Origin of the sequence: Thermomonospora catenispora (assembly GCF_006363815.1) — a bacterium.
GTDB classification, from domain to species: Bacteria; Actinomycetota; Actinomycetes; order Streptosporangiales; family Streptosporangiaceae; genus Thermomonospora; species Thermomonospora catenispora.
In genome coordinates, this window is sequence record NZ_RRYT01000005.1 from 102788 (window position 1) to 128914 (window position 26127).

Consider the following 26127-nt stretch of genomic DNA (forward strand, 5'->3'; position numbering starts at 1 on the left):
CAGCCGAAAGCCCAGGTCAGAGCCTCTTTCTCGACCTGGGCCTTGATCGTTCAGGACGCCCGCCGCCGCTTCCGTGCCCGTTGCGTGCCCGATCGGTTCCGCCGCTTGAGTTCCTTCTTGGCCATCGCGCTGAGCGTGTCCGCGATCTCCCGGTGCCGCTCATCGGTGGCGTGCAGGTAGATCATGGCCGCCCGATCACTGGCGTGCCCCATCCGCTGCTTCAACTCGGGGAGCGTCGCGCCGGCGATGGCCGCCAGCGTGTTGCCGGTATGCCGGAGGTCGTGAAACCGGACGCCCTTGAGGCCCGCCTTGTCCAGCGCCCGCAGCCAGTTGCGCCGGAAGTTCGGCCGCCGCAGCATCGCGCCCTTCTCCCCGACGAAGACCAGGCCCTCATCCCCGTCCTGGGCGAACCGCTCGACATGCTCCTTCACCGCGCCGAGCACGACCTTCGGGATCGGAAGCGTACGCACACCCGCCTCCGTCTTGGGCGGACCGAAGTGCAACGGACGACCGCTCACCTCGACAAGCACCCGCTCAACCCGCACCGTGCCCGCCTCCAGATCCAGATCCTTGCGGCGCAGCGCCACCGCCTCACCCCACCGCAGGTTGGCGAACGTCGCCAGCAGGACGAGCGCCTTGTACCGCGCGTCGATCGCATCGGCCAGGGCGAACACTTCCCCGATGCTGAGGACCGGTCGCTCCGGCGAGCGCTCCACGCTCGCGCCCTTGATGTTGCACGGGTTGCGCTTGGTCAGTCCGTCCGAGACCGCCGTGCCCATGATCGCCTTGAGCAGCCGATACGCCTTCGCCAAAGTGACCGGCCCGACGCCGTTGTCGAGCAGCGTCTTCCGCCACCGCCGCACGTGCGCATCGTTGATGTCGCCCACATCCAACTTGCCGAACGTGGGCACCAGGTGCAGCCGGGCCAGCGCCTCATACCGCGCCACCGTCGAAGGCCGCAGGTTCGGACGCTCCAGAATCCACGCCTCCGCGTACTCCTTGAACGGCACCCGCCCCGCGTCAGGGTTCAGCCAGTCACCCGCCAGGATCTCCGCCTCTTTCAGGGCGAGCCATCGGTTCGCCTCCGTCTTGGTGGCGAACGTGTGCGGAGCCGGCCGGTCGATGCCGTCCGGACCCTTGTAGCGGGCTTGCCAACGCCCCGACGCCAGTTGCCGAACTCTTCCGAACCGACGCTTCCCAGCCATCAGGCCGCCCGTCCCCTCGACCGACCCCGCACCGTCACCGGCTCCACCAGGCCCGCCGCGATGAACTCCCGAAGCGCCGACTCAGGGATACGAACGTGCCGCTTCCCATAGCGAACGAAGCGGATCCGCCGCTCCTCGATCAACCGCCGAGGGAACCGCGGACTCGTGTTGAGCAGTTCGGCCGCCTCCGCAACGGTCAGCAGCCGGTCATCAGGGTCGAGCTGCATCATGTCCTTCCGCTCGGTCACGCCGCCTCCGCAGTTGCCGAGAGTTGAGCCTGTGTCGCTTGGTCGAGTTGTGCGCGTCGCCGTAGGCGTTCGTCGATCAGATGGAGCAGTCGTTCGTCCAGTGGCCGTACGTCGGGGTCGCCGGGTCCGGCGCGTTCCCAGGCGTAGGTGCCGTTCGGCTCGTCGGGCCGGGCCGCCGGGATGCCCGCCTCAGCCAGCCGGGCGAGGATCCAGGCTTTGCGGTCGGCCTTGTGGTCGGCGAGGGTCTTGCCGGACCAGCGCCGGGAGACCAGGACGCGCCGGCCGCCGTAGCCGAGGTGTTCGCGGCGGTGGGCTTTGCCCTTGCAGAAGCCGGGGACCAGGCCGGGCCGGGGGTTGTGGGGCTGCACCCCGTAGCGCAGCCAGTTCGCACAGGTGGGCGAGCACGGCTCATAGCGCAGGGCGTCGGCCAGCCGGTCGACGTGCGCCCGCTGGGCTTCGGTCTCGGGTGCGTGGCATTCGGCGACGTTCTTGACCAGGTACTTGGTCAGGTAGCCGATGCACCGCCGCGCGTCCGGCGTATCCGCCAGCACCCCCTCGGCGTGGACCTGCTCACCGAACCGGACCACGTGCAGCGGCGTGGCGTCCGGGTCGGCGCCGATCGCGTCCAGTGCCTCATCCCAGGTGGGCAGCACCTCCCCGGTGTCCGGGTCGACGTAGCCGCCCGCGCCGTCGTCACCGGCCGCTGGATCCCAGACCGGTAGCCGCCCGTTGGGGTAGACGATCCGGTCGGTGGAGGGCCACCACACCTGGTGGTAGGTGGCCGCCGCGACGCGGCGGAGGTCGGCGCGGGAGATGGTGCCGCGGATGGCCATGTGCAGATGCGGGGCGAGCCGCTTTTGGGGTTCGACGGTGGCGAAGTACTGGACGTCGTAGCCGACGAAGCGGCGCAGGTTCTGCACGAACCGGTCGATCAGCTTGGAGAAGTGCAGCGCGTCCCTGGCCGTCCGCCGGTAGTCGTAGGTGCTCGGGTCGACGGGTGTGCCGTCCGCCCGCACCTTGCCGTAGGAGTCGAGGGTGAGGGTCAGGAAGATCGACGGCCGGAACGTTCGGCCGCCCTTGCCGAGGAAGGTCCGCCCGACCGTGCGGTTCTCCACTGGCCGGCGGGGCAGGTCGGGCACGTCCTGACGCCGCCGGGTGGAGCGGGTCCGCCGGGAGCGTTGGTCGCCGGTGCGGAGCCTGCCCGCGACGCCCGTGCGTTCGATCTCCCGATCGAGTTCCAGCAGGAGCCCGTCCCACCAGGCCAGGTCCCCGTGCTCGTCCGGCCCGTCCGCCTCGACCGCGTCCCGCCGGGCCTGGGCGTGGGCGCGTAGTTGCATCAGGTGGCGTTGTTCGGCGTTGGGGTCGGCCCGCTCGATCACCGGTTCGGTGTCCAGGTGCCAGCCCTGGGCGCACTGCACGGCGCGGAGCTTGCGCTTGCGTTCGGCGCAGGACGGGCAGACCGAGGCCAGCGTGTGCCCGCACGGCACGTCGAAGCGTTCGCTCTCGCCGGTGGCCAGGTTGACCCGCCGCATCGGCACCGGCCGGATGCACACCCCGTGCTCGATGGCGACCGCCTTGACGACCTCCCGCGCCAGCGGCGCGAGCGTCTTGACCGGAGCCGAGGCGGTGGTCTCAGCGGTGCCGGTCATGCGGCCTCCGGCCGGTAGGCGCCACCGGACAGCGCGTAGGCGACCATCTGCCGGATGTCCTCATCCGAGACGTACGCCGCCCGCACCCGCACCGGGTCCGGGCAGGTCTCCAGCCGGACGAACCCGACGCCGGCCCCGACCTCCGGAACGGTCGAGATCTGGTCGGCCAGCGCCCCGCGGTCGCGTGCGCCGTCGCCCAGGACCATGTCGACCTGTTCGTCCTCATCCAGCCGCAGCGCGATCCGGTCCGGGAACAGGTTGCGCAGGTTGTTGACCTCCTTGCGGGCGTCCTGCTGCGCGCCGAGCACGCAGTACCCGACCGACCGGCCCTGACTGGTCAGAATCGCCAACGCGGATTCGGCGCGTTTGCGCAGGTCGCGTTCGGGGCTGTAGGCGGTCAGGAACGCCAGCTCATCCACGATGATCAGCCGGAACGGATGCTCCACCGTAGGCGTGAAGGTGCGGGTGTGGCCGGCGAACTGGTCGGCGCGGGCGTTCATGTCGCCAGCGGCCTCCTCCAGCAGGGCGACCATGCCACCGCCAGGGTCGGAGGAGTAGCGGCCGAACCGCTCGAACAGCGGGCGGCCATACGAGAGTTCCATCCGTTTGGGGTCGATGGCCCAGACCTCGACCAGCCCGGCGACCATCAGTGGCAGCACGGCGCGGATCACCGACCACAGCACCGAGCCCTTCCCGGAACCCGTCGCCCCGGCCACGAGCACGTGGGTGCCCAGCAGCCGCAGCCGCCACGGCGAACCGTCCTCCAGGCGGCCGACCTCCACCGCCCGCAGGTCCACCGCCGCCGCGTCCGGGATCGGCAGCGCCGGAATCGGAGACGCCAGGGCATCAACGCGAACGAACTCCAGCCACACACGGCCGGGCCGGTTCCCCTCGCGGACCCGGACCAGGGTGGCGCCGAAACCGTGCGCCAGGTTCGGGGCGACCTTCTCCCAGGCGTCGGGAGCCTGCCCCTTGAGCATCTGGACGAGCAGCCGGTCCGAGGCCGGGCCGCACTCGACCCGGCGCAGCGTGGGCAGGTATTCGCGGCCCCGGTGGGTCTTGGTGAGTCCGGCGGTGACGAGGACCGGTTGCCAGTGCCGCCGGTACACCCACCAGCCCCGCCACCGCGCCCGCGCCGGACGGTAGACCCGGCGCAGGAACGAGGCCCGATCCATCGCCGCCCACACGCCCAGGCCGACCGCGACCAGGACGCCGACGAGGGCGGGCACGCGCCAGCCGTACCGCCAGCCGAGCCAGCCGGCCACCACCGCCGAGCCGACCGCGATCGGGTGCCGCAGGCAGAACACGACCGCCCGCAGCAGGAGGCGGAGCAGGTTGACGAGCAGGACCAGGCCCTCGGGCATGTGCCAGATCGGAGGCGCCCACTTCGGTGCGGCGAACGGATCCCGTTGGGCTTCGACGGCGACGTTGTCACCTGGCTTGACCTTGCGGAACTCCCACGACATACGCTTGTTCACCTCTTCACTTCTGCACTGGTTGGGGAGAGAACCGGGGTGGCTGGAGGGACCAGCTCCAGCCGCCCCACCTACAGCAGTCAGGCCGCCGACGTGTCCGGGGTGGACGTGTCGCAGCGGGTGTTCTCGGAGTGCTGGCGTTCGATCTCGGCGACGTAGGCCGTGACCGCCTCGGCCAGCCGCCGGGCCGTGGCCAGGTCGTTATCGGTCGCCCGGCCACGGGTCGCGGACGAGATCATCAGGTTGAGGTCACCGGTGCTGATGCTCAGGATCGGTCCGCTTTCGGGCCGGTCCGGGTACGTGGAGCAGGTGATGCGGGCGTCCGCGCCCAACAGCACGCTCTGCGACATGAACGAGGACCGGGTCACGCCGCCCCCTTGCTAGTCCGGGCCGAGGAGTGTCCGGAGCGGTAGAGCCGTTCGACCTCGACCGCGTACGCCGCCGCCTGTTCGGCCAGCCGCCGGGCGAACTCGACCTCACCGGCCCCCAGCCGTTCCGGAAGGGTGAAGGTCACCAGCAGCCGACCGGCCGCCACGGTGAACAGCGGCGTCCGGGACCGGAAGGCCCGGAACTCGCTGGAGGCCCCGGACCCGACCGGCAGCGACAGCGCCGACACCCGCCCGGACATCAGGCCGCGTCCTTACCAGCCGCCGGGCGAGCACCGCCCCGACCCGCCGCCGAGCCGCCGGGGGCCTGGACGCCGGTCGCCCGGTAGGAGTAGGCGATACGGGTGATCGGCTCACCCTGCGGGTTCCTGCCGGACACCTCCACATACGGCGTCACCGTCATTCCGGTGAACTCCACCGGCCGGAACGGCCCCATCACCGGCTCCGGCAGCACCGGGCACTCCCGCGCGATGACCCGCACCCGGATCGCCGACGCCTTGTGCCTGGCGGCCGGGTCGGCGTCGTACACGTCCACCACCCACACCGGCAGACCGGTGTCCTTGTCGATCTCCTGCCGCTTGGTGTCGAAGTTGGTCAGCGGTTCGGCCTGCCCGGTCGCGTACACGCCGTGCGGGAACACCTGCCCGAACTCCACCGGAATCCGCCCTTGAATACCCATTCACATCACTCCTTCTCCGCCCATCCACTCGTCCGATCAAGTGGACTGCTGTCAGCATAAGCGATCAACTCATGCGGACAAGTGGCGGAGTAGGTGACCTAGGTCACACTCGGGCGGTCAGTCGGGGACACTGTAAACGTCTTCCAGCTCATGCAGAGTGCCGGGCATGACGATCTCGACTGCGAACAGCGCCGCATCGGTGGCGTCATGCGCGGTCGCCAGGATCGACAGGAGCGGATCAGAGGAGCCGACCTGGAGCAACGTCGGCTCGTCCGCATCGGGCAGGCGGGCGGTGAGCCGTTCGGCGATGTGGTCGATGCGCAACTGCCTGACAGAGCGCAGGTGCGCGCGGACACCGACCGGCAGCGGCGAGTCCGATCCAAGATCGGTGCCGTAGGCCAGTTCCGGCGGAAACCAGCAGGTCACCAACTCGGAGGGGATGCCGTCCCGCGTGCTCACCCAACGCCGCATGACCAGCGAGGCACCCTCGGCCAGGCCCAGCACGGCCGCCACGGGCGAGGGCGCCGGCACCGTGCCCACCTGGACGAGACTCACCCCATCGCGGGCCTCTGGTTGGTCGAGCACCGCCAGGCCGGGCCGGGTCACCTCACGTTCGGAAGCCGGCCGCCCCTTCACGAACGAGCCCCGCCCGTGCTCACGGACGATCCACCCCTCCTGTTGGAGCATCTGCAACGCCCGGACCACGGTGGTACGGCCGACCGCGAACTCCCGCACGAGCTGCGACTCCGAAGGCAGCATCGAGCCGGGCGGATACTGGCCCTCCTCGATCCGCCGCCGCAGCTCCAGCACGACACGCGCGTACTTGGGGGGCTCGAACTCCAGACTCGGCATGGCGACCACCTGACGACTTAGGTACATGAGCGCACAAGCGCCTACGGCACTCTAACGCCCACCACCCCAGCCCGTCACCCCCGACCCCAGCCCTGACCAGGACCTTCAACCAGCCCACGAGGGGAAGGGGTCGTCAATCCGTCGCACGGCACAGGGCCAGGCAGACCGTGACATGCAGATGGACCAGCGCCATCGCCGGAGCTATCGGCGCATCCGCCGGAGGCGGTGACCACGCGGCACCCGGAGGGGTACGCATGACCTCGGCCATCCATTCCCGCAGCCCGCGATCGGAGCAAAAACCGGTGTGCTCGGCGGCGATGTCGTCCGGGGACCGACCGGTCAGCCGCGCCAGCCCCCCCACCCCGCCTTGCACCGTGGCCGCCAGCATCCCCAAAAACCGCAACTGACCGTGCCGACGAGACAGCTTGACGGCCAGCCGTTCCACCTCCAGGAACGCCTGTTCGCTGACCCGGCCCTCCTCGGAGTCGCCGTAGGCCAGGCGCAACCCCGCATCCAGCAGCCGACGAACATCACGCGCCGCACTGGCCCGCCCCACCACCTCACCCCGTTCCCATGCTGCCGTGCCCTCTAGCACCGGTGGTGCTGGGAGCCGTACACCGGCCAGAACCCCACCGCGCCCCGGATCTGCATCCGCAGGTCGTCGGGTTCGGGTGATTCGAGCAAGCGCCAGCCGCCGGGGCCGGGCACCATCGCCCGCCACAGACCGGAGGTCAGCCCATACCAGATCGTGACGGTGGGGAACTCCCCGCCGAACTCCCGCCGCGCCAGCCGCCACACCGCCTCCAACCGGTCGGCGCGCACGTTCGGCACCCACCGGCCCGTCTCATCCGTCGCCGTCGCCGTCGCCGCCCTGCTCATACCGGCCCCCTCCCGGGGTCGCGGACGATCACGCGCGCCACGCCCTCGGGGTCATCGGCCGGGCCGATGGTCCGCCCGTCGCTCCAGGCGAACCACCATTCGCCCTCTTCCAGGACACAGCCGATGTCCTCCGCCGGCCGGGCCGGATGCGGATAGGTGACCCGCAGCACCACCGGACCATCCCAGGCCCGCACCAGCGCAGCGCCGAACCCGCCGCCGAGCTGTTCCAGGCAGCGGCACAGGGCCTCCAGGTGGACCACACGAGGGTCAGACATGGGGACCTCAGTACCCGCCACCACATGCAGGTCAATGCCGTGCAGCGCCGCGCAGCGGGAGTATCCGCCGCTACGCCCCGGCATCGGGCACCGCCAGGCCCTTGACCGCCACCACCGCCTCATGCAGATGCGCGTCATCGGCCGGAGCGATCATCACGCCGTTCGCCGACCGGAACCACAGCTCACCGCCGCACTCGTCCCGGACCTGACAGCGCACCTGCACCAGCACCCCCGGCCCGCCGGCGACCACCAGCAGCGGATCGGACTCCGCCAGCTCCGCCGCGAACCCATGCGCCCGCAACGCCTGCGCCAACGCCCACAACCGCAACCGCTGCAAGTCCCGCTCCCGAGGGGCATCCATCGCCCGCCCCGCACCACGCATGAACCCATCACCTCCTGAACGACCCGCCAGCACGCCAAACGCGCACCTCGACCACCGATCAGTCATCCGATCTCGGTGACCAAGACAGTCGGCCACCCCGCAGACTCGTCACGCCGCCCGCGTCACCCGTGGAGGGCTGCACCGCAGACAAGGCGTCCGCGTCAGCCCAGGCCCCGACCGCTCATCCCGCCGCCCGACCAACACCGCCCGGCGAGGATGGAGCCACTTCCATCCACGCCTACCGCAGGACGCGCACGGAGCGCTTTCACCCCCGCGATGCGCCTGACTCATGCACTTTCCTCCCGGAGCGTTCGACCCTGCTCAAAGCCGTCATCACGCAAACCCATTGCGTTCTGACGTGTCGAGAAGCTAGAACCGCTGGTAGACCTCAACCCGGAAAGAAATTCCGGGATCCCCCGGAGGCTTCAGGCAGGCCATGACCGATCAATGGGAGAGCCTGACTCCAGGCCAGCGTGTGGCCTGGCATCGAGTCCGGCGCGGCATGCCCCAAGAGGTGCTGGCCGGACTGGTCGGCCGGACCGTGGATTGGCTGAGCAAGATCGAAAACGACCGGGCACCCCTGGACCGCTTGTCCGTCATTCGCGCACTGGCCGACGCGCTGGGAGTCTCGGTCTTCGACCTGATCGGCGAGCCAACGCCGGACAAACCCACCCGTGAAGTGCCGGGCGTGTCGGCGGTTCGGACCGCTCTCACCGATCACCGGCAGCTCTCACCGCTGCTGCGGACCATCGAGGCAGACCACGAGGCCCCGCGACTCGACCAGCTACAACGCGATCTCGCTGAGGTCATGGAGGCGTACCAGGCATCCCGCTATGGCCTCATGCTCCGAAGGCTTCCCGAGCTGATCACTCAGGCACAGCTTGCCGCCCGCGAGTACATCGGCGACGAGCACCGTAGCGCCGAGCGCGTGGCAGCCCTGGCCAACCAGGCCGCTGCGATGATCCTTACCAAGCTGGGAGAGGCCGATCTCGCATGGATCGCCGCCCAGAAGGGTCTTGCCGCCGCCGAACGATCCGAAGACCCGGCCGTGATCGGCTCACTCTTCCGATCGGTGATCCACTCCCTGCACACCCAAGACCGGCACAGCGACTCTAAGGAGATGACCCGCAAGGCGGCCGACTACCTCCGCCGCGAACTCACCCCCTCCGCGCCGGAGATCGTCTCGATTTACGGAACGCTGCTGCTCCCTGGAGCAGTCGCCGCCGCGCGGGCCGGCGACCGCAGCACCGCCGCCGAGTACCTGGACGAGGCCGAGGAGATGGCGACGCTCATCGGCACGGACGCAAACCACCTCTGGACGGCATTCGGCCCCACCAACGTCAAGATCCACCGGGTCACGGCAGCGATGTCCCTCGGTGATGTACAGATCGCCCTGGATCTCATCCCCCGCGTGGACACCAGAGGACTACCGGTTGAGCGACGCGTCCGCCACGCCCTCGAAGTGGTGAACGCCTATCTCGCCCGCAACATGACCGAGCAGGCGATCGAGAAGCTACTGACCGCCGAGCGCCGAGCCCCCGAGCAGGTGCACGACCACATCATGAGCCGTCAGCTCGTCCTACGACTCCGCACCACCAGCGCGGGCAAGCGCAGTCGCAAGCTCGCAGAGCTAGCCCGCAGGATGAAGGTCATCTAGCCCATCTCCTAGAGTCGTGCAGGTGACCCCAGATCCCACAGAGAGCTTCGCCCGTCCCCGTGTCGCAGCCGGCGTCCTGTTCTTCGACGAGCAAGACCGCGTTCTGCTGGTCGTGCCCTCCTACAAGGACTACCGCGACATCCCCGGCGGCTATCTCGAACACGGCGAGACCCCTACCGAAGCCGCCGCCCGAGAGGTGCGGGAGGAACTCGGGATCTCCCCGTCGATCGGCCGTCTGCTGGTGATCGACTGGGCACCCAACCAGATCGAGGGCGACAAGCTGCTGTTCCTGTTCGACGGCGGCACGCTCACCGCCGAGTACCTCGACAAGATCCAGCTCGACCCGGCCGAGATCACGCGATACGAGTTCCACGACGTCGCCCAGGTCCACGAACTGACCATCACCCGGCTCGCCCGCCGCATCGTGCAGGGCCAAGCCGCCCGCCAGGACGGCAGCACCCGATACCTGGAGCACGGCCAGCCACGCCACTGATCTTCCTTGCCGAATTAAGCCTTTTGGGATCAAGAGGCGGCGGCGCTCGCGCCGCCGCCCCGGCCGCCCGGCCCCGCCGTCCGGCGCGTGCGGCGTGGGCGCCGGTCACCGGCCGCCGGTCCGGCCGGCCGCGCATCGCGAACCCGTCGCCAGGTGCCCCGCTGTACCGGCGGTCACGGGGTACGCGCCGCCGCCTCAGCGTTCTTGGCGACGCCCACGACGGCTCGACCAGTTACGCACCGATGCCACGATCAAACCGACCCACGTCCCCGCAAAACCCCCCAGCAGGCCAGTGCCTATCGCACTGTCGGAAGCCTCATAACCGCTACTGGCCCCCCACAGCGCTCCCACCAGCCCGCCGACCACGAGGCCCACGAACGCAGCGAGCACAGCGCCCCTCCGACAGCCGACAACGCACCCAGCCTCCACCAGGACCCGGCAGACAGACAACGCCTCCGGCGGGGGCACTCCGGCTCCGGGAAGCCCAGCCCGCACGGGAACCGGTGATCTGTGGTGGCGGTGGAAGCCTGGTCTTCCCGCCCACCGCCGTCCCAGGCACAGCCGAGCAGACCAGGGCCAGGGCGCGAAGGTCGTTCGTCCAGTGGGGCGCTCCACCTTCACGCCCTGGCCCTGGCCCGCTCCCCGGAGGGTGGGACGACGGCAGACGGGAAGACCAGGCAGGCGGAACTGTGCTGTGCGCTCTCCGGTTCGGCTCCTACTCGGAGCAATAAGCCGGATCGCCCGCGTATCGCCGATGGGTCGGTGATGATGGCGTCTTGGCGAGGTGGAGGAGAGCTATGGGGCAGTCGGTACCGCCATGGGAAGTTGACGGGTTGCCTGATGGGATCAGGGTCCGTGACCTCGACAACGCCCGGCGCTTCTACATGACCGGCCTGCTCACCTGGGGCCGACGGCTCGTTCCCGTCCATCCGGACCGCTTTGGCGTCTACTTCAGGCTGAGCGGCACCCACTACGAGCACAACGAGGCGCGGCTAACGCAACTGGCCGCTCTTGACCCCATGTACCAGGATGAACGCGGAGCCTACTACCCCGCGATCTTGCTACCAGACCCAACCTGGGATGCCAGAGTCCGTCCCGTGGCCGTGTGCTCGTACAGCGGTTACATAGGATCCGCCTGGCAGCCAGAGGCAACGGCACTCTGGCCGGAAGTGGTGGACGCCCGCGAGCGCGGCCAATACATGATCACTCGTCTACGGCTCATACGCGAGCCCGTTCCCGGTAGCTCAGTGGAGATCTCGCCCAGCGTGTGGTTGCCGGCCACCCAGAACAGGTGAAGTCGCCCCGTTCATGGCCGTGCCCGTTGCGTGCCCGATGGCAGGGGGAGTTGCGGGGACTCACGGTCACTTGCGAGGAAATGATCTAGGGACGCGCAGGTCAGAGAGTCGGCTGGTCAGGAGGCTTGATCGTTACGGCCTTTGCAAGCCGGGTGTCAGGGGGTCGACTCCCCTAGGCTCCACCCAGCCGAAAGCCCAGGTCAGAGCAGCTCGCTCCGCCTGGGCTTCGATCGTTTGGGAGGGCTGTCACCGGCGCGCCCGTCAGGTGCCCGATCGGGGGCGCCGAGACCGCCGACCGGCAGCGCCACACCGCCCAGCCCGAGCAGCAGCCCGGTGAACGCCCGTTCGGCGGCGGCCTTGGCGGTGAGCGCGCCGGCGAGCCGGCGGCGATGGTCGTCCGCGGCATGCAGACGGGTCGTCGCCGCCCGGCCGCTGAACGGTGACCATCGGACCGGGCGCCACCCACAGCCGCCGGCCAGGGCCCTCACTGCCCGGTAGCCCTCCTTCCAGAGGGTGATCGACTCCTGCGTCGTTTTGGGGAAGCCTCGCAGCCGTTCTCGTTGTGCCGCCTCTGAGGGTGATGAGGACCTCCGTGCGCTGATCACCACAGCGGCCGACTGCAGCCGGGTCGCGATCCCTCCAGGGATGATGAGGAACCGAGCGGCTGAACCTGTGCGAGCGGATCAGCATGTTGCCTGCTCGCTTGCTCACGATCCCTCCAGGGATGATGAGCGCCTCAAATACAAGGCGCACGCTCGCTGAGGGTGAGCGTTGCGATCCCTCCAAGGGTGATGAGCGACTGCTTCGGGTGCTCCTGCACGATACCCAGGAGTACGCGTTGCGATCTCTCTGGGAGGATGAGCGCCTCTCGAGCAGGCTGCCCGGATCGTCTACAACGCGGTGTGATCCCACTCTAGAGGTGATGAGCGACCCGCTACCAGGTCACCTGCGCCATCAGCCGCCACCTGCCGTTGCGACCCCTCCAGGGGTGATGAGCGACTGCTGCGCACCGCCCCGCCCCCGGCCGACCACACGGCGTTGCGATCCCTCCAGGGGTGATGAGCGACCTCCAGGCCGGCCCGGTCAGCGTCCGCCAGCAGCGGTTGCGATCCCTCCAGGGGTGATGAGCGACCCCAGAGTAAAACCGCAGGCCAGGGCGACGGAAGCCCGCCGGATACGGGCTGGTTCTGCAACGGATCGCCGGTTGTGCAACCGCCCTGGTAGAACGCACGAATCCCGGACGGCAAGGGGTGAGGACGCCTCACGGGCACGGCGGCCCGGCGTTCCTCCTCCTGTCCCCCAGGCTGATCGAGCGCCCCTTGGAAGGCTGCACCGTCCCCCAGTCTTCCTGCGGCTCGGAGCGCTCGTCCGCGTGGGCCCATCGTCTCGATTTTCGGCCGTCCAGGCGGACGACGGCCGCTCCAAGCCGGTCGCACCGAGGTCGCACCGGAGGGCACGGGCGAGGCCGCGCTGAGATCGCGCCGGGCATGAGCGAGGTCGTGCCGGCGTCTGAGCGAGGGCCGTGTCGGGAACGCGAGCGGGATCGTGAGCAGAGTCGTGAGAAACACAGGGGGCGTGTGGAGTCGGGAGATCGGCGGCGGGGTAGAGGCGACCACGGAGAGGTTCGGACGCTCAGGGAAGCTCAGGGAAGCTCAGGGAAGAGGTCATTGATGGCGGACAACGGCCCGCACGTCCCTCCGGACCGGGGGCGGCAGCCGGTGACCCAGCATCTGGACGAGGCCGAGTGCCTGCGGCTGATCGCGCCGGGCGGCATCGGGCGGCTGGCGTTCACCGGCCGCTACGGGGTGACGGTGCTGCCGGTCAACTATGCGCTGCACGAGGGCACCATCGTCTTCCGCACCTCGCACAGCAGCCCCACGGATGAGGATCTGCGCACCGGCATCAGCGGCGCCGAGTACAAGGTGGGCTTCGAGATCGACCACATCGATCCCGACCGGAAGGAGGGCTGGAGCGTACTGGTCCAGGGGTCCGCGCACCATGTGGACTCCGAGGAGGAACGCGCCTCGGTGCGGCGGGCGGGCGTCGAGCCGTGGCCCGGCGGGGAGAAGGAGACGTTCATCCGGATCATCCCCACCCGCATCACCGGGCGCCGCATCACCCATACCGGCGCCTGACGGCACCGCCGGGACGGCGTCGGTAGAGAGCACGGGGGACGCACCGGCCTGCCGCCATCGTGCCGTCGCGTCCGTCCGCCGAGATCATCGCTCCGCCCGGCGGCCGCTCGTCCTCGAGCCCTCGCGGCCGGGCCCGGCACGGCATCCGGGGCCGGCCCGGCGGGAGCGGCATCGCAAGGGGAGCGGCGCCATGGGGACGATCCCGCCGAGAGGGCACCGCGGGGACCCGCCGAACCGGCACCGTGGGGGTCGGCGCGGTTCGTCCGCCCGCCCGGAGCGTCCCGAGAGCGATGACGGCACGCTGAACGGAACGAACCTTTGCATCACCTGGCGTTCTCAATAAATTACGGTGCGTGTTCGGTGCGAGTGCGGGATCAGGCGGCCCCCTGCTGAACCGTCGCAGGTTTCTGACGGGGGCGGCCGGACTGGCGGCGGTGGGCGGGCTCTGCGGGAGCGCCCCTCAGCCGGTCGTCGCGGGCCGGCGGCGGCCGGGCGGCCGGCCGAACATCGTGCTCCTCGTCACCGACGACCAGCCGCTGGGCACCGAGTGGGCCACCCCGTCGATCCGCGGCACCACGTTCACCAGGGCGTATGCGACCACGCCGCTGTGCGGGCCGTCCCGGGCGTCGATCCTGACCGGGCGGTATGCGCACAACCACGGGGTCCTGCAGAACCTTTGGCCGCAGCGGCTCGACATGCGCTCCACCCTCCCGTGCCTGCTTCGCGAGCAGGGCGGCTATCGCACCGCGATCGTCGGCAAGTACCTCAACGGGTGGCATCTGCGGGACGCTCCGCCGTACTTCGACGAGTACGCGGTCATGCATCCGCCCCTGTACGAGCACGCCCGGTGGAACCTCAACGGCACCATCGTCACCCAGGCCGCCTACACCACCTCGTTGATCAGGCAGTACGCGGTCGACTTCTTACGGCGGCGCCGGGGCGATCCGCGTCCGTGGTTCCTGTACGTGACCCCGTACGCGCCGCATGAGCCGTTCTGGCCGGAGTCGGCGTACGCCGATCTCGCCGTTCCGCCGTGGGACGGCAATCCCGCCGTGGCGCGGACCGGCAGGGAGGGCAAGCCCGCCTACATCCGGGGCGCCGACGGCACCCCGGAGCACGGCCGGCGCATCCGCGCGGCACAGCTCCGGGCGTTGCGCTCCGTCGACGATCTGTTCCGCGCGCTGTGGAACGAGCTGGCCGCCCAGGACGCGTTGAACGACACGCTGGTCATGGTGGTCAGCGACAACGGCTACTGCTGGGCCGATCACGGCTGGGTGGGCAAGAACGTCCCGTACGCCCCGTCGACCAGGATCCCGTTGACGATCCACTGGCCCGCCGGGGGGTTCGGGCCGGGGCGTCGTGATGACCGGCTGGTCGCCACCATCGACATCGCCCCCACCCTGCTGGACGCCGCCGGGATCCCCGCCGAGGCGGACGGCCGTTCTCTGCTGCGTCCCGGCGACCGCGACGATCTGCTGCTCGAGTGGTGGAAGCACGGCGGCGGCCAGGCGGGGCACAGCTGGGCCTCCGTGGTCGGCCGCGATTTCCAGTACATCGAGCATTACGACCTGAGGCTGAACGACGACGGCCGGCTCGAGGGCGACGGTGCGGTCGTGCACCGTGAGTACTACGACCTGCGGGCCGATCCGCACCAGGTGCGGAACCTCCTGCACGGGGCCGCCCCGGACGCCTGGCGTCGCCTGGGCGTCGATCGGCTGTCGGCCCGGCTGGCCCCCGTCCGGTCCGCCTTCCGGTGACCGGGGCGCGGGGCCGCCGTCAGCCGGCGGCTTCGCGGGGGGTCTCCTGCTCCCGGTCGAGCTCCTCGCGGGAGGGGCGGTCGTCGGCCTCCTCGGCGGAGATCCTGGCGAGCTCTTCCAGGGAGGCCAGGGGGCGGGGGGAGCGCAGGGGAGGCACCCAGCCCTGGTCAGGGTCGTAGCGGCGGAGGATCTTGGCGGGGACGCCGCCGATGACGCAGTGGTCGGGGAACTCGCCGCGGACGACCGCGCCGCCGGCGACGGCGACGTTGCGGCCCAGCTTGGTGCCGGGGAGGATGATCGCGCCGGCGCCGATCCAGCACCCGTCGCCGATGACGACCGGTTTGTTCTCCGGCCACTGGCGGCCGATGGGCGTGTCCAGGTCCCGGTAGCTGTGGTTCTGGTCGGTGATGTAGACGTTCGGGCCGGTGAAGACGTGGTCGCCGATCTCGATCGACTGGTGGCCGACGATATAGGTGCCGCGGCCCAGGGAACAGCTCTTGCCGATCTTGACGATCAGGTCGGGGCCCAGGTCCAGGCCGGGCACGAAGCCGGCGGAGATGGTGACGTGGGTGCCGATCAGGGTGTGGTCTCCGATCGAGATCCACGGCTCGCCGTAGATGGCGCCCGCCGGGAAGCCGATGCAGGCCCCCTCACCCAGGTAGGCGAAGCGGTGTCGTCCGGGGGTGGCGGGGGTGATCTCACCGTGCCGTTGGATCCACTCCCAGCCGCGGTGCACGGCGGAGTGCAGCATCCGCCGAGCCAGCGTGGCCAGAACGTGTTTCAGCGACATGGCGCACACGCTACCGGCTGGTAGCGGCGAACGGCACCATGCCCCTCCCGCCTCCCCTTCCGCATCCTCTCCGCCGGCCCGTCGTCGGCCCCCGCACCCGCCGCCCGCCCGCGCCGGAGGCGTGCGCGGGCGGCGACCGATCGCGGGCGCGGGCACGTGAAGGGACCCGCCGTCGGTGGCGGGTCCCTTCACGCGTGTCTTCGTCGCCGGAAGCCCGAAGCCGGCTCGACGCGTGCCACCGACGCCGGAGCAGGCTGGCCGGGGGTCAGTGGGCCGGTGTGCCGTCTTCCGCGGCGGCGGTCTGCGGGTACTGCTCGTACGGCGTCTGGAACGCGTTCCGCCGGGTCATGGCGGCGCCGGCGGCGCCCAGCGCGGCGATCGCGGCCAGCACGATCAGGCCGGTGTTGCGGGGACGGTCGGGCGGCGCGGGAGGTTCGATCCGGTGGGCGGTGTCGTTCAGCCAGGCGCTCAGGCGCGGCGCGAGGTCCCGCTCGACGTATCCGGCGGCGCGTTCCAGCCGAGGGGCGCTCCAGCGGCGGGCCCGCAGCACGCGTTCGGCGGCGTACTCGCGGGAGCGGGCGGCGACCGGGCCGACCCGTTCGGCGGCCACCGCCGCGCTCTGCCGGGCGGCATGCCGCAGCTGGCGGATGCGCGAGGTGTCGATCTGGACTTCCGACTTCCGGCGGACTGAGATCAATGAGGACACGCTAACCTCCCCTGTGTGCGAGGTCCCGCCCTGCACCCTTCCCACGTGACATGGGGTAAACCCGGGACGTGGGAGGATGCGGTCACCCCTCGCGGAGGCATGCATCGGCCCGGTATTGCGGTGGAAAGGGATCAAGCCGGCATCCAGGCCCGCACGAACGGGTAGGGACACCGCCCGTCCCCTGCACATCCGGCTCCACGACAGAAGGAGGCAGCCGCCATGGCTGAGGAGCTCATCGCGACCATGACCACCACCTACGGGCCGATCAAGCTCCGGTTGTTCCCCGACCGGTCGCCCAAGACGGTGGAGAACTTCGTGGGCCTGGCGGAGGGGTCGCGGCAGTGGACCGACCCGCGCACCGGCCGCCCCTCCAACGAGCCGCTCTACAACGGGACGATCTTCCACCGGGTGATCGACGGCTTCATGATCCAGGGCGGTGACCCGCTGGGCACCGGCACCGGCGGCCCGGGCTACAAGTTCGAGGACGAGGTCGACAACGGGCTGGCGTTCGACCGGCCGTACCTGCTGGCCATGGCCAACGCCGGTCCCAACACCAACGGCTCGCAGTTCTTCATCACCCTGTCGGTGGAGCAGACCGCCCACCTGACCGGTCATCACACCATCTTCGGCGAGGTGATCGAGGGCGCCGAGGTGGTCGACCGGATCGCCAAGGTCCCCACCGGCCCCCGGAATCGCCCTGTGGAGGACATTACGATCGAGTCGGTGACGATCGAGCGCCGTCAGTCGTCATAGAGGGTGTGAGCATCTCCGTCGCGTTCACGCCCCCCCGAGGAGCGTGACCCCGTTGAACCCACAAGTCCCCGGAGCCCCCGCCGAGGCGCCGAGCTGCTACCGCCACCCCGGGCGGGAGACCTACGTGCGGTGCACCCGGTGCGACCGCTACATCTGCCCCGAGTGCATGCGGGACGCCGCGGTGGGGCACCAGTGCGTGGAGTGCGTGCAGGAGGGCAACCGCACCGTGCGGCAGGCGCGCACCGTGTTCGGCGGGCGGGTCTCGCACACCCCGGTCGTCACCTACACGCTCATCGCGCTGAACGTGCTGGCGTACGTGGCGGAGATCGTCTCCGACCGGATGGTGGACCGGTTCGCGATGCTGGGCGTGTGGGTCGACCAGTTCGGCATCGTGCAGCCGGGCGGGGTGGTGGACGGCGAGTTCCACCGGCTGATCACCGCCGCGTTCCTGCACTCGCCTCCGAGCGGCTCGTTCAGCATCACCCACATCCTGTTCAACATGTGGGCGCTGTGGGTGTTGGGGCCGCAGCTGGAGCAGGTGCTGGGCCGGTGGCGGTTCACCGCCCTGTACCTGCTGTCGGCGCTCGGCGGCTCGGTCCTGCTCTACCTGGTCAACCCCACCGGTGTGGCGGTCGGGGCCTCGGGCGCGATCTTCGGTCTGTTCGGGGCCTACTTCGTGGTCGCCAAGCGGATGAACGCCCCCACCGGCGGCATCGTCACCCTGCTGGCCCTCAACCTGGTGATCACCTTCACGGTGAGCGGCATCTCCTGGGAGGGCCACATCGGCGGCCTGGTCGTCGGGAGCCTCCTCACCGCCGCCTTCGCGTTCGCGCCGCGGAACAACCGCACCGCCCTGCACGTCGCCGCGGTGGCGGGCACCTGCCTGCTGCTGATGGCCCTGGTCGTCGTCCAGACCGCCCGGCTCAGCGACGTCACGGTGCTGCTGTGAGCTCCGGCGACCCTCGTGCGGCGATGCCGCCGGGCCGGTCGCCGGTCGGGCATTCCCGGGGCCCGGGCTTCGCCGGCGGTGTCGCACGGTGACGCCGCCGAGGCGGCCGGGCGGGCGCGGCCGGGGCGCCGGCGTCGTGGCGCCGGGGCGTGCGGCGAGCGATCGGACCGCCCCGGCGGAACACGGCGGGACACCCGGCGCGTGTCCGGCGGACGGCGCCGCGGATCCCGCCACTCGGCCGATGCGCCGCCGGTCACGCAGGCGCTCCTGCGCCGGTGGGCGCCGTGATCCCGGCCCCGGCGTCCCTTGAGGCCGTGCCCCGCAGGCGGTCCCGCCGCAGGGCCGGGCGGCGACCGGTGGGCGTGCGGAGGCCGGTCGGTCAGCGCCAGCGCGTGGACAGCACCACGCCGAGGATGATGGCGCCGAAGCCGATGCCCAGGTTCCAGTTGCCCAGGTCCGTCATCAGCGGGACCTCGGTGCCGGTGCTGGCCGTCACATAGAAGGTGGCGATCCAGAGCAGGCCGATCAGCCACAGGGAGAGCATCGTCGGGACCAGCCAGCGCGGGCTGACCTCGACCTTCTGCGTCTTCTGCGGCGGCGTGTAGACGGCCTTCTTGCGGACTTTCGACTTGGCCACGGTGGCTCGTTCTCCTCGGGCGGACGGCGGCGCGGCAGTCCGCGCATGGGCAGCTCTGCCGACAGGGTAGTCGCTGGTGAGCAGAGTAAGGCCTGACAGGCCGTCGGAGCGAGAGCCCGTGACCGAATCACGTGCAGTGCGGCATTGATCCGGCCCCTGCGTCATGTCCGCGCACAACGCCGCTCCCGCCGGCGGGCGACGGTGTCCCTGAGCGGAGGCGGCGACCCCGGCCGGGGAACGGCGTCTTCGAGCGGGGCGGCGACCTCGGTCGGAGACGGCGAGGCGAATGCCACCATAGGGGCACGACCGGACGGACGGAGGGGAACGCTGCGAGCCATCATCCGCGGCATCGGCGAGCTGTGCATCACCGCCGGACTGATCGTGCTGCTGTTCATGGCGTACGAGCTGTGGGGGACCGGCCGGTACACCCGCGAGCAGCAGGACCGGCTCAGCGACCAGCTCCTCCGGTCCTGGAACGCGCCCCCCGCCCGGGTCACCACCGAGAAGGTCAAACTGGGGAACGGGATCGCGATGATCCGCATCCCGCGGCTCGGCAAGGACTACCGGTACGTGATCGTCGAGGGCGTCGAACCCCGGGACCTCCGCAAGGGGCCGGGCCACTACCCCGGCAGCGCCATGCCCGGCCAGATCGGCAACTTCGTCGTCTCCGGGCACCGCACCACCTACTCCGCCCCGTTCAACGGCCTCGACCGGCTGCGCGACGGCGACCGCATCCTCATCGACACCCGCACCGCCCAGTACGTCTACAAGGTCACCGGACGGCGGGTGGTCAAGCCGACCGCGGTGGAGGTCACCGCGCCCGTGCCGTTCCGCCCCGGCGCCAAGCCCACCGAACGGCTGATCACCCTCACCACCTGCCACCCCAAGTTCTCGGCGGCCAAACGGCTCATCGTCTTCGGAAAGCTGGCGGAACGACGTCCCCGCCGCCTGCAACCCTCCGACGGCGGGTAGCCTCCCTCCTTGCGGGAGACCGACGAGGAGAACCGATGTATGCGTGGATCTGGCGGCATCTGCCCGGCTCGGGACCGGTCAGGGCACTGATCGCGCTCGGGTTGGCGGCCGTGGTCGTGCTGCTGCTGTGGAACGTGGCGTTCCCCTGGGCCGAATCGAAGATCCAGTTCGATCGGAACACCGTCGAACACGGCGGCTCCGCCGTGACCTCCACCCCCACCGGGCGTTGAACGGGTCGCCCGCCATGGCCCCGCGCATCCTCGTGGTGGACAACCACGACAGCTTCGTCCACACCATCGTCCAGTACCTGCTCGAGCTGGGCGCCGAGTGCCGGGTCGAGGACCGGTCCGCGGTGACGGTCGCCGACGCCGCCGGCGTGGACGGCGTCCTGCTGAGCCCCGGACCGGGGCATCCCGCCGACACCGCCGTCTGCCTGGACCTGGTCGACCACGCCGACCGGCGCCGCCTCCCCCTGCTGGGCGTCTGCCTGGGCCACCAGATCATCGCCCACGCCTACGGCGGCAAGGTCCTGCGCGCCCCCGAACCCGTCCACGGGTGCACCAGCCCCGTCCACCACGACGGGACGGGCGTGCTGTCCGGCCTGCCCGACCCGTTCGAGGCCACCCGCTACCACTCCCTGGCGGTGGATCCCGCCGCCGTGCCCGACGTCCTGGAGGTCACCGCGCGCACCCCCGACGGGATCGTCATGGCCCTCCGGCACCGCCATCGCCCCATCGAAGGCGTCCAGTTCCACCCCGAGTCCATCCTGTCCGAGGCCGGCCATCGCCTGTTCGCCAACTGGCTGGCCTGCTGCGCCGCCTGAGCCGCGGCGGCGCGCCGTCGCGACCGTCCCGAAAAATCCGCCGGCCCCTGTAACAACCTCCCCCTCCCATCCGAATCACCCCATGAGGGCTTCCGCCATTGCCCCCGAGTGGCGGAAGCCCTCACTCATGTCCGTCGGCCGGTCCGCCCGCTCTGGCCCGGGCGACACCGGCCCGAACGACGCCGTCCGGAGCGACACCGGCTCGAGAACGACACCGGCCCGAGCAACGCCGAAGGCCCCGGTCCTCGCGACCGGGGCCTTCGGCGTGAGCGGACGGGTCAGTTCCTGCCGGGGAAGGGGAACTCCGGACCATCGTCGTCCCCGCCGCCGTCGGCGCGCTGGGCGACGAAGATGGTGACCGTCGTGCCCGGCGCCACCTGCTGGCCCGGCGGGACGCTCTGCCGCACCACCTTGCCCTCCTGAGCGGGGTGCTGCGGCGGGACCGGCACGACCCGCACGTCCAGGCCGGCGGTGCGCAACGTGGTGTCGGCCTGCGACTCGGTCTGCCCCACCACGTTCGGGACGGTGATGTTCTGCGGGCCGGACGAGACGTACATGACGACCGTCGACCCCTGGGCGGCCTCCTGACCGGGGCCGGGAGTGGTGCGGACGACCAGGCCCTTCTCCACGTCGTTGGAGGGCGTGCTGCGCTGGCTCACCTTGAAGCCGGCCTGCTCCAGCGTCTGACGGGCGCTCTCGGCCGGCTGGCCGGTCACATCGGGCACCAGCGCCTTCTGCGGCGGCTCCTTGCCCTTGGAGACGACCAGGTTGACCGACTCGCCCGTGGCCACCTGCTCCCCGGCCGCCGGGTCGGTGCTGATCACCCGGCCCTTGGCGACCTCGTCGCTGTACTCCTCGGTGACCTCGCCGACCTTCAGCCCGGCGTCGGTGAGCGCCTTCTCGGCCTCCTCCCGCCGCTTGCCCTCCACATCGGGCACCTCGACGGCCTGCACGGAGGCCGACGGGCTGTTGCTCGCGCCGCCGCTGGGGCCGGTGCCGCGGGAGAGCGCCACGCCGATCAGCGCGGCACCGCCGATGAACACCGCCACCACCAGCGCCCAGATGGCGATCTGCTTGCCCTTGCCGCCTCGGCGGTCGTCCTCCTCGTCGTACTCCACCGGAGGCAGGTCGTAGTCGTCGTCGCGAGGCGGCCGGCGCGGCCGGGCGTGCGGCGGAGGACCGCCGGGACCGCCGGGAGCCGGGCTCATCACCCGGGTGCCCTGCGCGGCGTTGTCCATCAGCATGGTGGACGCCGCGTTCGCCGCCACCGGCATGCCCTGCATGGCCCGCTGGATGTCGGCTCGGAACTCCGCCGCGGTCTGGTAGCGATGGGCGGGATCCTTGGCCATCGCCTTGAGCACGATGTTGTCGCACCACTGCGGGATCGCCGGGTCCATCCGCGACGGCGGCACCGGCTCCTCCCGCACATGCTGATAGGCGATCGCCACCGGGGAGTCGCCGGTGAAGGGAGGCTGCCCGGTCAGCAGCTCGTACAGCACGCAGCCGGTGGAGTACAGGTCGCTGCGGGCGTCGACGCGCTCACCGCGGGCCTGCTCCGGCGACAGGTACTGGGCGGTCCCGATCACCTGCGCGGTCTGGGTCATGGTGGCGGCGGTGTCGGCCATCGCCCGGGCGATGCCGAAGTCCATCACCTTGACCTCGTGATTGCGGGTGAGCATCACGTTGGCCGGTTTGATGTCCCGGTGGATGATGCCCCCGCGGTGGCTGTAGTCCAGCGCCCGCAGGATCCCGTCGGTGATCTCCAGCGCGCGCTCGGGCGCCAGCCGGCCCTGTTCGCGGAGCAGGTCGCGCAGGGTCTGGCCCTCGACGTACTCCATCACGATGTACGGGATGGAGGTGTCGCCCACCTGGTCTTCGCCGGTGTCGTACACGGCGATCACCGACGGGTGGTTCAGCGAGGCCGCCGACTGCGCCTCCCGGCTGAACCGGGCCTGGAAGATCGGGTCCCGAGCCAGGTCCGAACGCAGTGTCTTGACCGCGACGATTCGGTCCAGCCGCAGGTCCTTGGCACGGTAGACCTCGGCCATGCCGCCGCGCCCGACGACGCTATCGAGCTCGTAGCGGCCACCGAGCAGCCGAGGCTGAGTCATGTCGAATGCACTTTCCCTCGTACGTCTACACCTACTGCGACTGTGTTCCCTCGCCGCCCGGAGGCGCCTCCGGCGGGTCCGGACTGGGAGAGGACTCCCCGTCCTGCGGTGGAGATGTGGTCGGTGGCCTTTCGGAGGTCGTCGGACTGGGCGGCGGGGTGGTGGCCCTCCCCGTAGAGGACGCACTGGGCGTCGGTGTCGTTGACGCGGTGAAGTTGTTCCCGTACGGCGGCCGGCCGGTGGTGGTCGGCGGTCCGTCCGGGTTCGCCGACGACGGTACCTCGGTCGGAACGGTTCGGGGAGCACCGGGAGCCGTGGACGGCACCCGCCCCTTGGTCTCCTTCAGCTCGGCCGAGGCGGGACCACGGTCCAGCAGCTCGACCGCGATGAGCCCGAGGAGCAGCACCCCGACCGCGGCGGAGGCGGCCACCAGCATGATGCGTCGTCGCATCGGCCCCTGGGCCGGGGTGGCGGCGGTGGCGGACCTCGCATTGCCGTCCGAATCCGAAGACTTTACTCCCGCGAGGGTATCCGGCGTGTCGTCACCGTCCAACTCGGACCATGCGGTAGAGATCCGAGTGCCGAGAAGATCCTCGGCGTCGGTTCCGGGCACCGCGGCGGTGGCCCGGTCCCCGGGATCCGCCGGGATCGCGTCGTCGTGCAGGTCCTGCAACGGCGCGCCCGTCACCAGCGCGTCGTGGATCAGGTACGCCTCGTCGGCGACCTCCTGGGCGCTGGCCGGGCGGTCGGCCGGGTCCTTGGCCAGCAGCGCCCGCACCAGTCCGCGGACCGGCTCGGGCACCTCCTCGGGCAGCTCCGGCGGCGCCTCCCGGACGTGCTTGAGGGCGATCGCCACCGGCTGCTCGGCGTCGAACGGAGGATGCCCGGTCAGGCACTCATACGCCACCACTCCGAGCGAGTACAGGTCGGAGGCGAAGGTGACCTTCTGGCCGGAGGCCTGCTCGGGGGACACATAGTGCGCGGTCCCCATCACCATGCCGGTCTGTGTGAGGGTGCTCACGCTCAGCCCGCGGGCGATGCCGAAGTCGGTGATCTTGACCGTGCCGTCGGCGCTCACCATCAGGTTGCCCGGCTTGATGTCCCGGTGCACGATGCCCGCCGAGTGCGCCACCTGCAGCGCCCGTGCCGCCTGCGCCACCACGTCCAGCGTGGTCTGCGGGCTGAGGGGGCCGCGCTGGGCCAGGATCCGCGACAGCGGCTCCCCCTCCACCAGCTCCATCACCAGGTAGGCGCGGTCCTCGTGCTCGCCGTAGTCGTACACCTGGGCGATGCCGGTGTGCTGCAGCGCCGCCGCGTACCGCGCCTCGGCCCGGAAACGCGCCCGCGCCTGCTCGTCGGACACGTGCTCCTGACGCAGGAGCTTCACCGCGACCGGACGGCTGAGCAGCTCGTCCTCGCCGCGCCAGACCTCGCCCATGCCTCCGGTGGCCAGCCGCTCCAGCAGCCGGTACCGGGAGTCCAGAACGAGGCCTGCCGAGGTCACTTCTTGAGCACCTCGCGCATGACGCTTGCGGCGATCGGCGCGGCGGCCTCACCACCCGAGCCGATGCCTTGGGTGATCACGGCGAAGGCGTACCGCGGTTTGTCGGCCGGGGCGAAGCCGACGAACCAGCGGTTGTTGTACTCGACTCCGTCGAAGTCGGCGGTGCCGGTCTTGCCGGCGAGCTGCGGGACGTTCCTGGCGGTGCCGGTGCGGGTCACCTCGCGCATCATGTCGGCCAGCTGCTCGGCCTGGCCGGGGGACATCGCCCGGGACAGCTCCTGCGGGTCGGCCTCCTCGATGACGCTCTGGTCGGCGGCGCGCACCCGCTGCACCAGGTACGGCTTCATGATCCGGCCGTCGTTGGCGGCGGCCGCGGCCACCAGGCACATGTGCAGCGGGGTGGCGGTGTTGTTGCCCTGGCCGATCGAGGCGAGCGCGGTCTCGGCCTGGTTCATCTCGGGGAACTTGCTCGGCACCGTCCTCAGGTCCGGCTCGACCTCGATCCGCTGGTCGTAGTGGAACTTCTTGGTGGTCTCCAGGACCTTGTCGATGCCGAGCTGCTCGGCGCCGAGGATGCCGTAGGTGGTGTTGCAGGACTCGGCGAACGTCAGGATCAGCGGGGCCTGGCCGGCGCCGCCGCACGCACCGCCCTCATGGCTGTTGGGGAGCTGGGTGTTGGTGCCCGGCAGGGTGTAGGTGGACGGCGCGGGCACGGTGGAGTTCTTGTTCAGGCCGTTGTCCAGCGCCGCGGCGGCGATCACCGACTTGAACGAGGAGCCGGGGAAGAAGGTGTCCTCCAGCACGTTGTTCACCAGCGGCTTGAGCCGCTTGTTGCGCTCGTTGACCTCGCCCTTGTCGTTCGGCTTGCCCTCCAGCTCCACCAGCCGCTTGGCGCCCTTCTCGCCGGTCTGCGGGGCGACCTCGTTGGGGTCGAACGACGGGTAGCTGGCCATCACCACGATCGCGCCGGTGCGCACGTCCATCACCACGACCGCGCCGCGCAGGTTGGGGTTGGCCTGCGCCAGCGCCCGGTAGGCGCGCCGCTGCGCGTTCGGGATGATCGTGGTCTCCACGTCCGCGCCGATCGCCGGCTTGCCGATGAACTGGTCGAACCAGCGCTGGTTGGTGATCCGCTTGTCCCGGCCGTCCAGCAGCGAGTGGTAGGCCCGCTCGATGCCGCTGGCGCCGCCGTTGAAGAACCCGGTGACGGGGGCGAAGATCTCGCCGTCCTTGTAGTAGCGGGCGTAGTTCTCGCTGTTGGGCTGCTGCTTGGAGTAGACCAGCACCTCGCCGCCGGCCAGGATCTTGCCGCGCGGACGCTTGAACACGTCCAGGAACTGCCGGTTGTTCAGCTTGTGCGTCTGCAGCTTCTCGGCCTGGCTGCCCTGGATGTAGTTGACCTGCACCATCAGGGCGAAGATCAGCAGCAGGGCGAAGATGGTGACCCGCCGCAGCGGCTTGTCCATGTTCAGGTTCATGCGCGCCGTCCCCCGATCGCTCGCCGCCCCTCGTCCC

Annotated in this window: 29 protein-coding genes; 10 read left to right on the forward strand and 19 right to left on the reverse strand. The window is 70.5% G+C overall.

Annotated elements, in window-relative coordinates:
- Window positions 1-50: 50 nt before the first annotated feature.
- The 12 genes from EIO00_RS06220 to EIO00_RS06275 all read right to left on the reverse strand — a co-directional run bounded on the left by EIO00_RS06220 (window position 51) and on the right by EIO00_RS06275 (window position 8009).
- Window positions 51-1205, reverse strand: coding sequence for a tyrosine-type recombinase/integrase (locus EIO00_RS06220; protein ID WP_140176059.1), 1155 nt, complete (start codon window positions 1203-1205; stop codon window positions 51-53).
- On the reverse strand, window positions 1205-1453 hold the full coding sequence (locus EIO00_RS06225; protein WP_241661161.1) for an excisionase family DNA-binding protein: 249 nt from the start codon (window positions 1451-1453) through the stop codon (window positions 1205-1207). The genes EIO00_RS06220 and EIO00_RS06225 overlap by 1 nt, the downstream gene beginning before the upstream one ends.
- Window positions 1450-3102: a replication initiator gene (locus EIO00_RS06230; RefSeq protein ID WP_140176060.1), complete on the reverse strand. Its 1653-nt coding sequence runs from the start codon at window positions 3100-3102 to the stop codon at window positions 1450-1452. Before EIO00_RS06230 ends, EIO00_RS06225 begins: the two co-directional genes overlap by 4 nt.
- Complete coding sequence (locus EIO00_RS06235) at window positions 3099-4466, reverse strand: FtsK/SpoIIIE domain-containing protein (protein WP_140176276.1); 1368 nt, start codon at window positions 4464-4466, stop codon at window positions 3099-3101. Before EIO00_RS06235 ends, EIO00_RS06230 begins: the two co-directional genes overlap by 4 nt.
- A gap of 191 nt (window positions 4467-4657) precedes the next feature.
- Window positions 4658-4945, reverse strand: coding sequence for a hypothetical protein (locus EIO00_RS06240; protein WP_140176062.1), 288 nt, complete (start codon window positions 4943-4945; stop codon window positions 4658-4660).
- Complete coding sequence (locus EIO00_RS06245; RefSeq protein ID WP_140176064.1) at window positions 4942-5205, reverse strand: hypothetical protein; 264 nt, start codon at window positions 5203-5205, stop codon at window positions 4942-4944. Before EIO00_RS06245 ends, EIO00_RS06240 begins: the two co-directional genes overlap by 4 nt.
- Window positions 5205-5642: a plasmid replication, integration and excision activator gene (locus EIO00_RS06250; RefSeq protein ID WP_140176066.1), complete on the reverse strand. Its 438-nt coding sequence runs from the start codon at window positions 5640-5642 to the stop codon at window positions 5205-5207. Before EIO00_RS06250 ends, EIO00_RS06245 begins: the two co-directional genes overlap by 1 nt.
- A 117-nt stretch (window positions 5643-5759) precedes the next feature.
- A complete protein-coding gene (locus EIO00_RS06255; RefSeq protein WP_140176068.1) occupies window positions 5760-6494 on the reverse strand; it encodes a GntR family transcriptional regulator in 735 nt (244 codons plus the stop codon).
- Between the two features lie 133 nt (window positions 6495-6627).
- Window positions 6628-7050, reverse strand: a complete 423-nt coding sequence (locus EIO00_RS06260) for a hypothetical protein (protein ID WP_140176070.1) — start codon at window positions 7048-7050, stop codon at window positions 6628-6630.
- A 32-nt stretch (window positions 7051-7082) separates the two neighbouring features.
- The gene (locus tag EIO00_RS06265; RefSeq protein ID WP_140176072.1) at window positions 7083-7373 is read right to left on the reverse strand and encodes a DUF2867 domain-containing protein; all 291 of its coding nucleotides are present in this window, start codon (window positions 7371-7373) and stop codon (window positions 7083-7085) included.
- The gene (locus EIO00_RS06270; protein ID WP_140176074.1) at window positions 7370-7648 is read right to left on the reverse strand and encodes a hypothetical protein; all 279 of its coding nucleotides are present in this window, start codon (window positions 7646-7648) and stop codon (window positions 7370-7372) included. The genes EIO00_RS06265 and EIO00_RS06270 overlap by 4 nt, the downstream gene beginning before the upstream one ends.
- A 70-nt stretch (window positions 7649-7718) precedes the next feature.
- Window positions 7719-8009: a hypothetical protein gene (locus EIO00_RS06275; RefSeq protein ID WP_241661162.1), complete on the reverse strand. Its 291-nt coding sequence runs from the start codon at window positions 8007-8009 to the stop codon at window positions 7719-7721.
- A 457-nt stretch (window positions 8010-8466) separates the two neighbouring features.
- On the opposite strand from EIO00_RS06275, the gene EIO00_RS06280 reads away from it, so the two are divergent.
- From EIO00_RS06280 to EIO00_RS06290, 3 genes are all read left to right on the forward strand, one after another.
- Window positions 8467-9687, forward strand: coding sequence for a helix-turn-helix domain-containing protein (locus tag EIO00_RS06280; RefSeq protein ID WP_140176077.1), 1221 nt, complete (start codon window positions 8467-8469; stop codon window positions 9685-9687).
- A gap of 22 nt (window positions 9688-9709) precedes the next feature.
- Window positions 9710-10180: an NUDIX domain-containing protein gene (locus tag EIO00_RS06285; protein WP_140176079.1), complete on the forward strand. Its 471-nt coding sequence runs from the start codon at window positions 9710-9712 to the stop codon at window positions 10178-10180.
- Between the two features lie 797 nt (window positions 10181-10977).
- Complete coding sequence (locus EIO00_RS06290) at window positions 10978-11475, forward strand: hypothetical protein (protein WP_140176081.1); 498 nt, start codon at window positions 10978-10980, stop codon at window positions 11473-11475.
- 200 nt (window positions 11476-11675) lie between these two features.
- Here the strand turns inward: EIO00_RS06290 and EIO00_RS06295 are convergent, their stop codons facing one another.
- Window positions 11676-11963, reverse strand: coding sequence for a hypothetical protein (locus EIO00_RS06295; protein ID WP_140176083.1), 288 nt, complete (start codon window positions 11961-11963; stop codon window positions 11676-11678).
- A gap of 1182 nt (window positions 11964-13145) precedes the next feature.
- Between EIO00_RS06295 and EIO00_RS06300 the strand changes: the two genes are divergently transcribed.
- Window positions 13146-13610: a pyridoxamine 5'-phosphate oxidase family protein gene (locus tag EIO00_RS06300; RefSeq protein ID WP_140176085.1), complete on the forward strand. Its 465-nt coding sequence runs from the start codon at window positions 13146-13148 to the stop codon at window positions 13608-13610.
- A 353-nt stretch (window positions 13611-13963) separates the two neighbouring features.
- On the forward strand, window positions 13964-15367 hold the full coding sequence (locus EIO00_RS06305; RefSeq protein ID WP_241661163.1) for a sulfatase family protein: 1404 nt from the start codon (window positions 13964-13966) through the stop codon (window positions 15365-15367).
- A gap of 19 nt (window positions 15368-15386) precedes the next feature.
- Here the strand turns inward: EIO00_RS06305 and EIO00_RS06310 are convergent, their stop codons facing one another.
- Together EIO00_RS06310 and EIO00_RS06315 are read right to left on the reverse strand one after the other, a co-directional pair.
- Window positions 15387-16157, reverse strand: coding sequence for an acyltransferase (locus EIO00_RS06310; protein WP_140176087.1), 771 nt, complete (start codon window positions 16155-16157; stop codon window positions 15387-15389).
- 265 nt (window positions 16158-16422) lie between these two features.
- A complete protein-coding gene (locus EIO00_RS06315; RefSeq protein ID WP_140176089.1) occupies window positions 16423-16854 on the reverse strand; it encodes a hypothetical protein in 432 nt (143 codons plus the stop codon).
- A 228-nt stretch (window positions 16855-17082) separates the two neighbouring features.
- Between EIO00_RS06315 and EIO00_RS06320 the strand changes: the two genes are divergently transcribed.
- Together EIO00_RS06320 and EIO00_RS06325 are read left to right on the forward strand one after the other, a co-directional pair.
- Window positions 17083-17616 carry a peptidylprolyl isomerase gene (locus EIO00_RS06320; protein WP_140176091.1) on the forward strand — a complete coding sequence of 178 codons (534 nt, stop codon included), beginning with the start codon at window positions 17083-17085 and terminating at the stop codon, window positions 17614-17616.
- A 43-nt stretch (window positions 17617-17659) separates the two neighbouring features.
- Window positions 17660-18565, forward strand: coding sequence for a rhomboid family intramembrane serine protease (locus EIO00_RS06325; RefSeq protein ID WP_422100030.1), 906 nt, complete (start codon window positions 17660-17662; stop codon window positions 18563-18565).
- Between the two features lie 379 nt (window positions 18566-18944).
- On the opposite strand, the gene EIO00_RS06330 is transcribed toward EIO00_RS06325, so the two are convergent.
- Window positions 18945-19202: a cell division protein CrgA gene (locus tag EIO00_RS06330; RefSeq protein ID WP_140176093.1), complete on the reverse strand. Its 258-nt coding sequence runs from the start codon at window positions 19200-19202 to the stop codon at window positions 18945-18947.
- 381 nt (window positions 19203-19583) lie between these two features.
- Here EIO00_RS06330 and EIO00_RS06335 point away from each other — a divergent pair, with 381 nt between their 5' ends.
- Genes EIO00_RS06335 through EIO00_RS06345 form a run of 3 tightly spaced genes read left to right on the forward strand, consistent with a single transcriptional unit; the run spans window position 19584 to window position 20997 of the window.
- Entirely contained in the window at window positions 19584-20174 is a 591-nt protein-coding gene (locus tag EIO00_RS06335) for a class E sortase (RefSeq protein ID WP_241661165.1), read from the forward strand.
- Between the two features lie 35 nt (window positions 20175-20209).
- The gene (locus tag EIO00_RS06340; RefSeq protein ID WP_140176095.1) at window positions 20210-20404 is read left to right on the forward strand and encodes a hypothetical protein; all 195 of its coding nucleotides are present in this window, start codon (window positions 20210-20212) and stop codon (window positions 20402-20404) included.
- 14 nt (window positions 20405-20418) lie between these two features.
- Entirely contained in the window at window positions 20419-20997 is a 579-nt protein-coding gene (locus EIO00_RS06345; RefSeq protein WP_140176097.1) for an anthranilate synthase component II, read from the forward strand.
- Between the two features lie 278 nt (window positions 20998-21275).
- Here EIO00_RS06345 and pknB read toward each other — a convergent pair whose 3' ends face one another.
- From pknB to EIO00_RS06360, 3 genes are read right to left on the reverse strand one after another with little or no spacing between them, the layout of a single operon-like run.
- Window positions 21276-23108, reverse strand: a complete 1833-nt coding sequence (gene pknB / locus EIO00_RS06350) for a Stk1 family PASTA domain-containing Ser/Thr kinase (RefSeq protein WP_140176099.1) — start codon at window positions 23106-23108, stop codon at window positions 21276-21278.
- Between the two features lie 31 nt (window positions 23109-23139).
- On the reverse strand, window positions 23140-24612 hold the full coding sequence (locus EIO00_RS06355) for a serine/threonine-protein kinase (RefSeq protein ID WP_241661166.1): 1473 nt from the start codon (window positions 24610-24612) through the stop codon (window positions 23140-23142).
- Window positions 24609-26090: a peptidoglycan D,D-transpeptidase FtsI family protein gene (locus EIO00_RS06360; RefSeq protein ID WP_241661167.1), complete on the reverse strand. Its 1482-nt coding sequence runs from the start codon at window positions 26088-26090 to the stop codon at window positions 24609-24611. The genes EIO00_RS06355 and EIO00_RS06360 overlap by 4 nt, the downstream gene beginning before the upstream one ends.
- Window positions 26091-26127 lie beyond the last annotated feature (37 nt).

Excerpts from the sequence above, each read along its gene's own strand:
- EIO00_RS06310 (WP_140176087.1), bottom strand. The coding sequence starts at position 16,157 with ATGTCGCTGAAACACGTTCTGGCCACGCTGGCTCGGCGGATGCTGCAC.
- EIO00_RS06275 (WP_241661162.1), bottom strand. The coding sequence starts at position 8,009 with ATGGATGCCCCTCGGGAGCGGGACTTGCAGCGGTTGCGGTTGTGGGCG.
- EIO00_RS06230 (WP_140176060.1), bottom strand. The coding sequence starts at position 3,102 with ATGACCGGCACCGCTGAGACCACCGCCTCGGCTCCGGTCAAGACGCTC.
- EIO00_RS06255 (WP_140176068.1), bottom strand. The coding sequence starts at position 6,494 with ATGCCGAGTCTGGAGTTCGAGCCCCCCAAGTACGCGCGTGTCGTGCTG.
- EIO00_RS06290 (WP_140176081.1), top strand. The coding sequence starts at position 10,978 with ATGGGGCAGTCGGTACCGCCATGGGAAGTTGACGGGTTGCCTGATGGG.
- EIO00_RS06320 (WP_140176091.1), top strand. The coding sequence starts at position 17,083 with ATGGCTGAGGAGCTCATCGCGACCATGACCACCACCTACGGGCCGATC.
- EIO00_RS06220 (WP_140176059.1), bottom strand. The coding sequence starts at position 1,205 with ATGGCTGGGAAGCGTCGGTTCGGAAGAGTTCGGCAACTGGCGTCGGGG.
- EIO00_RS06235 (WP_140176276.1), bottom strand. The coding sequence starts at position 4,466 with ATGCCCGAGGGCCTGGTCCTGCTCGTCAACCTGCTCCGCCTCCTGCTG.
- EIO00_RS06250 (WP_140176066.1), bottom strand. The coding sequence starts at position 5,642 with ATGGGTATTCAAGGGCGGATTCCGGTGGAGTTCGGGCAGGTGTTCCCG.
- EIO00_RS06300 (WP_140176085.1), top strand. The coding sequence starts at position 13,146 with ATGGCGGACAACGGCCCGCACGTCCCTCCGGACCGGGGGCGGCAGCCG.
- EIO00_RS06265 (WP_140176072.1), bottom strand. The coding sequence starts at position 7,373 with ATGAGCAGGGCGGCGACGGCGACGGCGACGGATGAGACGGGCCGGTGG.
- EIO00_RS06345 (WP_140176097.1), top strand. The coding sequence starts at position 20,419 with ATGGCCCCGCGCATCCTCGTGGTGGACAACCACGACAGCTTCGTCCAC.
- EIO00_RS06360 (WP_241661167.1), bottom strand. The coding sequence starts at position 26,090 with ATGAACCTGAACATGGACAAGCCGCTGCGGCGGGTCACCATCTTCGCC.
- pknB (WP_140176099.1), bottom strand. The coding sequence starts at position 23,108 with ATGACTCAGCCTCGGCTGCTCGGTGGCCGCTACGAGCTCGATAGCGTC.
- EIO00_RS06245 (WP_140176064.1), bottom strand. The coding sequence starts at position 5,205 with ATGTCCGGGCGGGTGTCGGCGCTGTCGCTGCCGGTCGGGTCCGGGGCC.
- EIO00_RS06270 (WP_140176074.1), bottom strand. The coding sequence starts at position 7,648 with ATGTCTGACCCTCGTGTGGTCCACCTGGAGGCCCTGTGCCGCTGCCTG.
- EIO00_RS06340 (WP_140176095.1), top strand. The coding sequence starts at position 20,210 with ATGTATGCGTGGATCTGGCGGCATCTGCCCGGCTCGGGACCGGTCAGG.
- EIO00_RS06280 (WP_140176077.1), top strand. The coding sequence starts at position 8,467 with ATGACCGATCAATGGGAGAGCCTGACTCCAGGCCAGCGTGTGGCCTGG.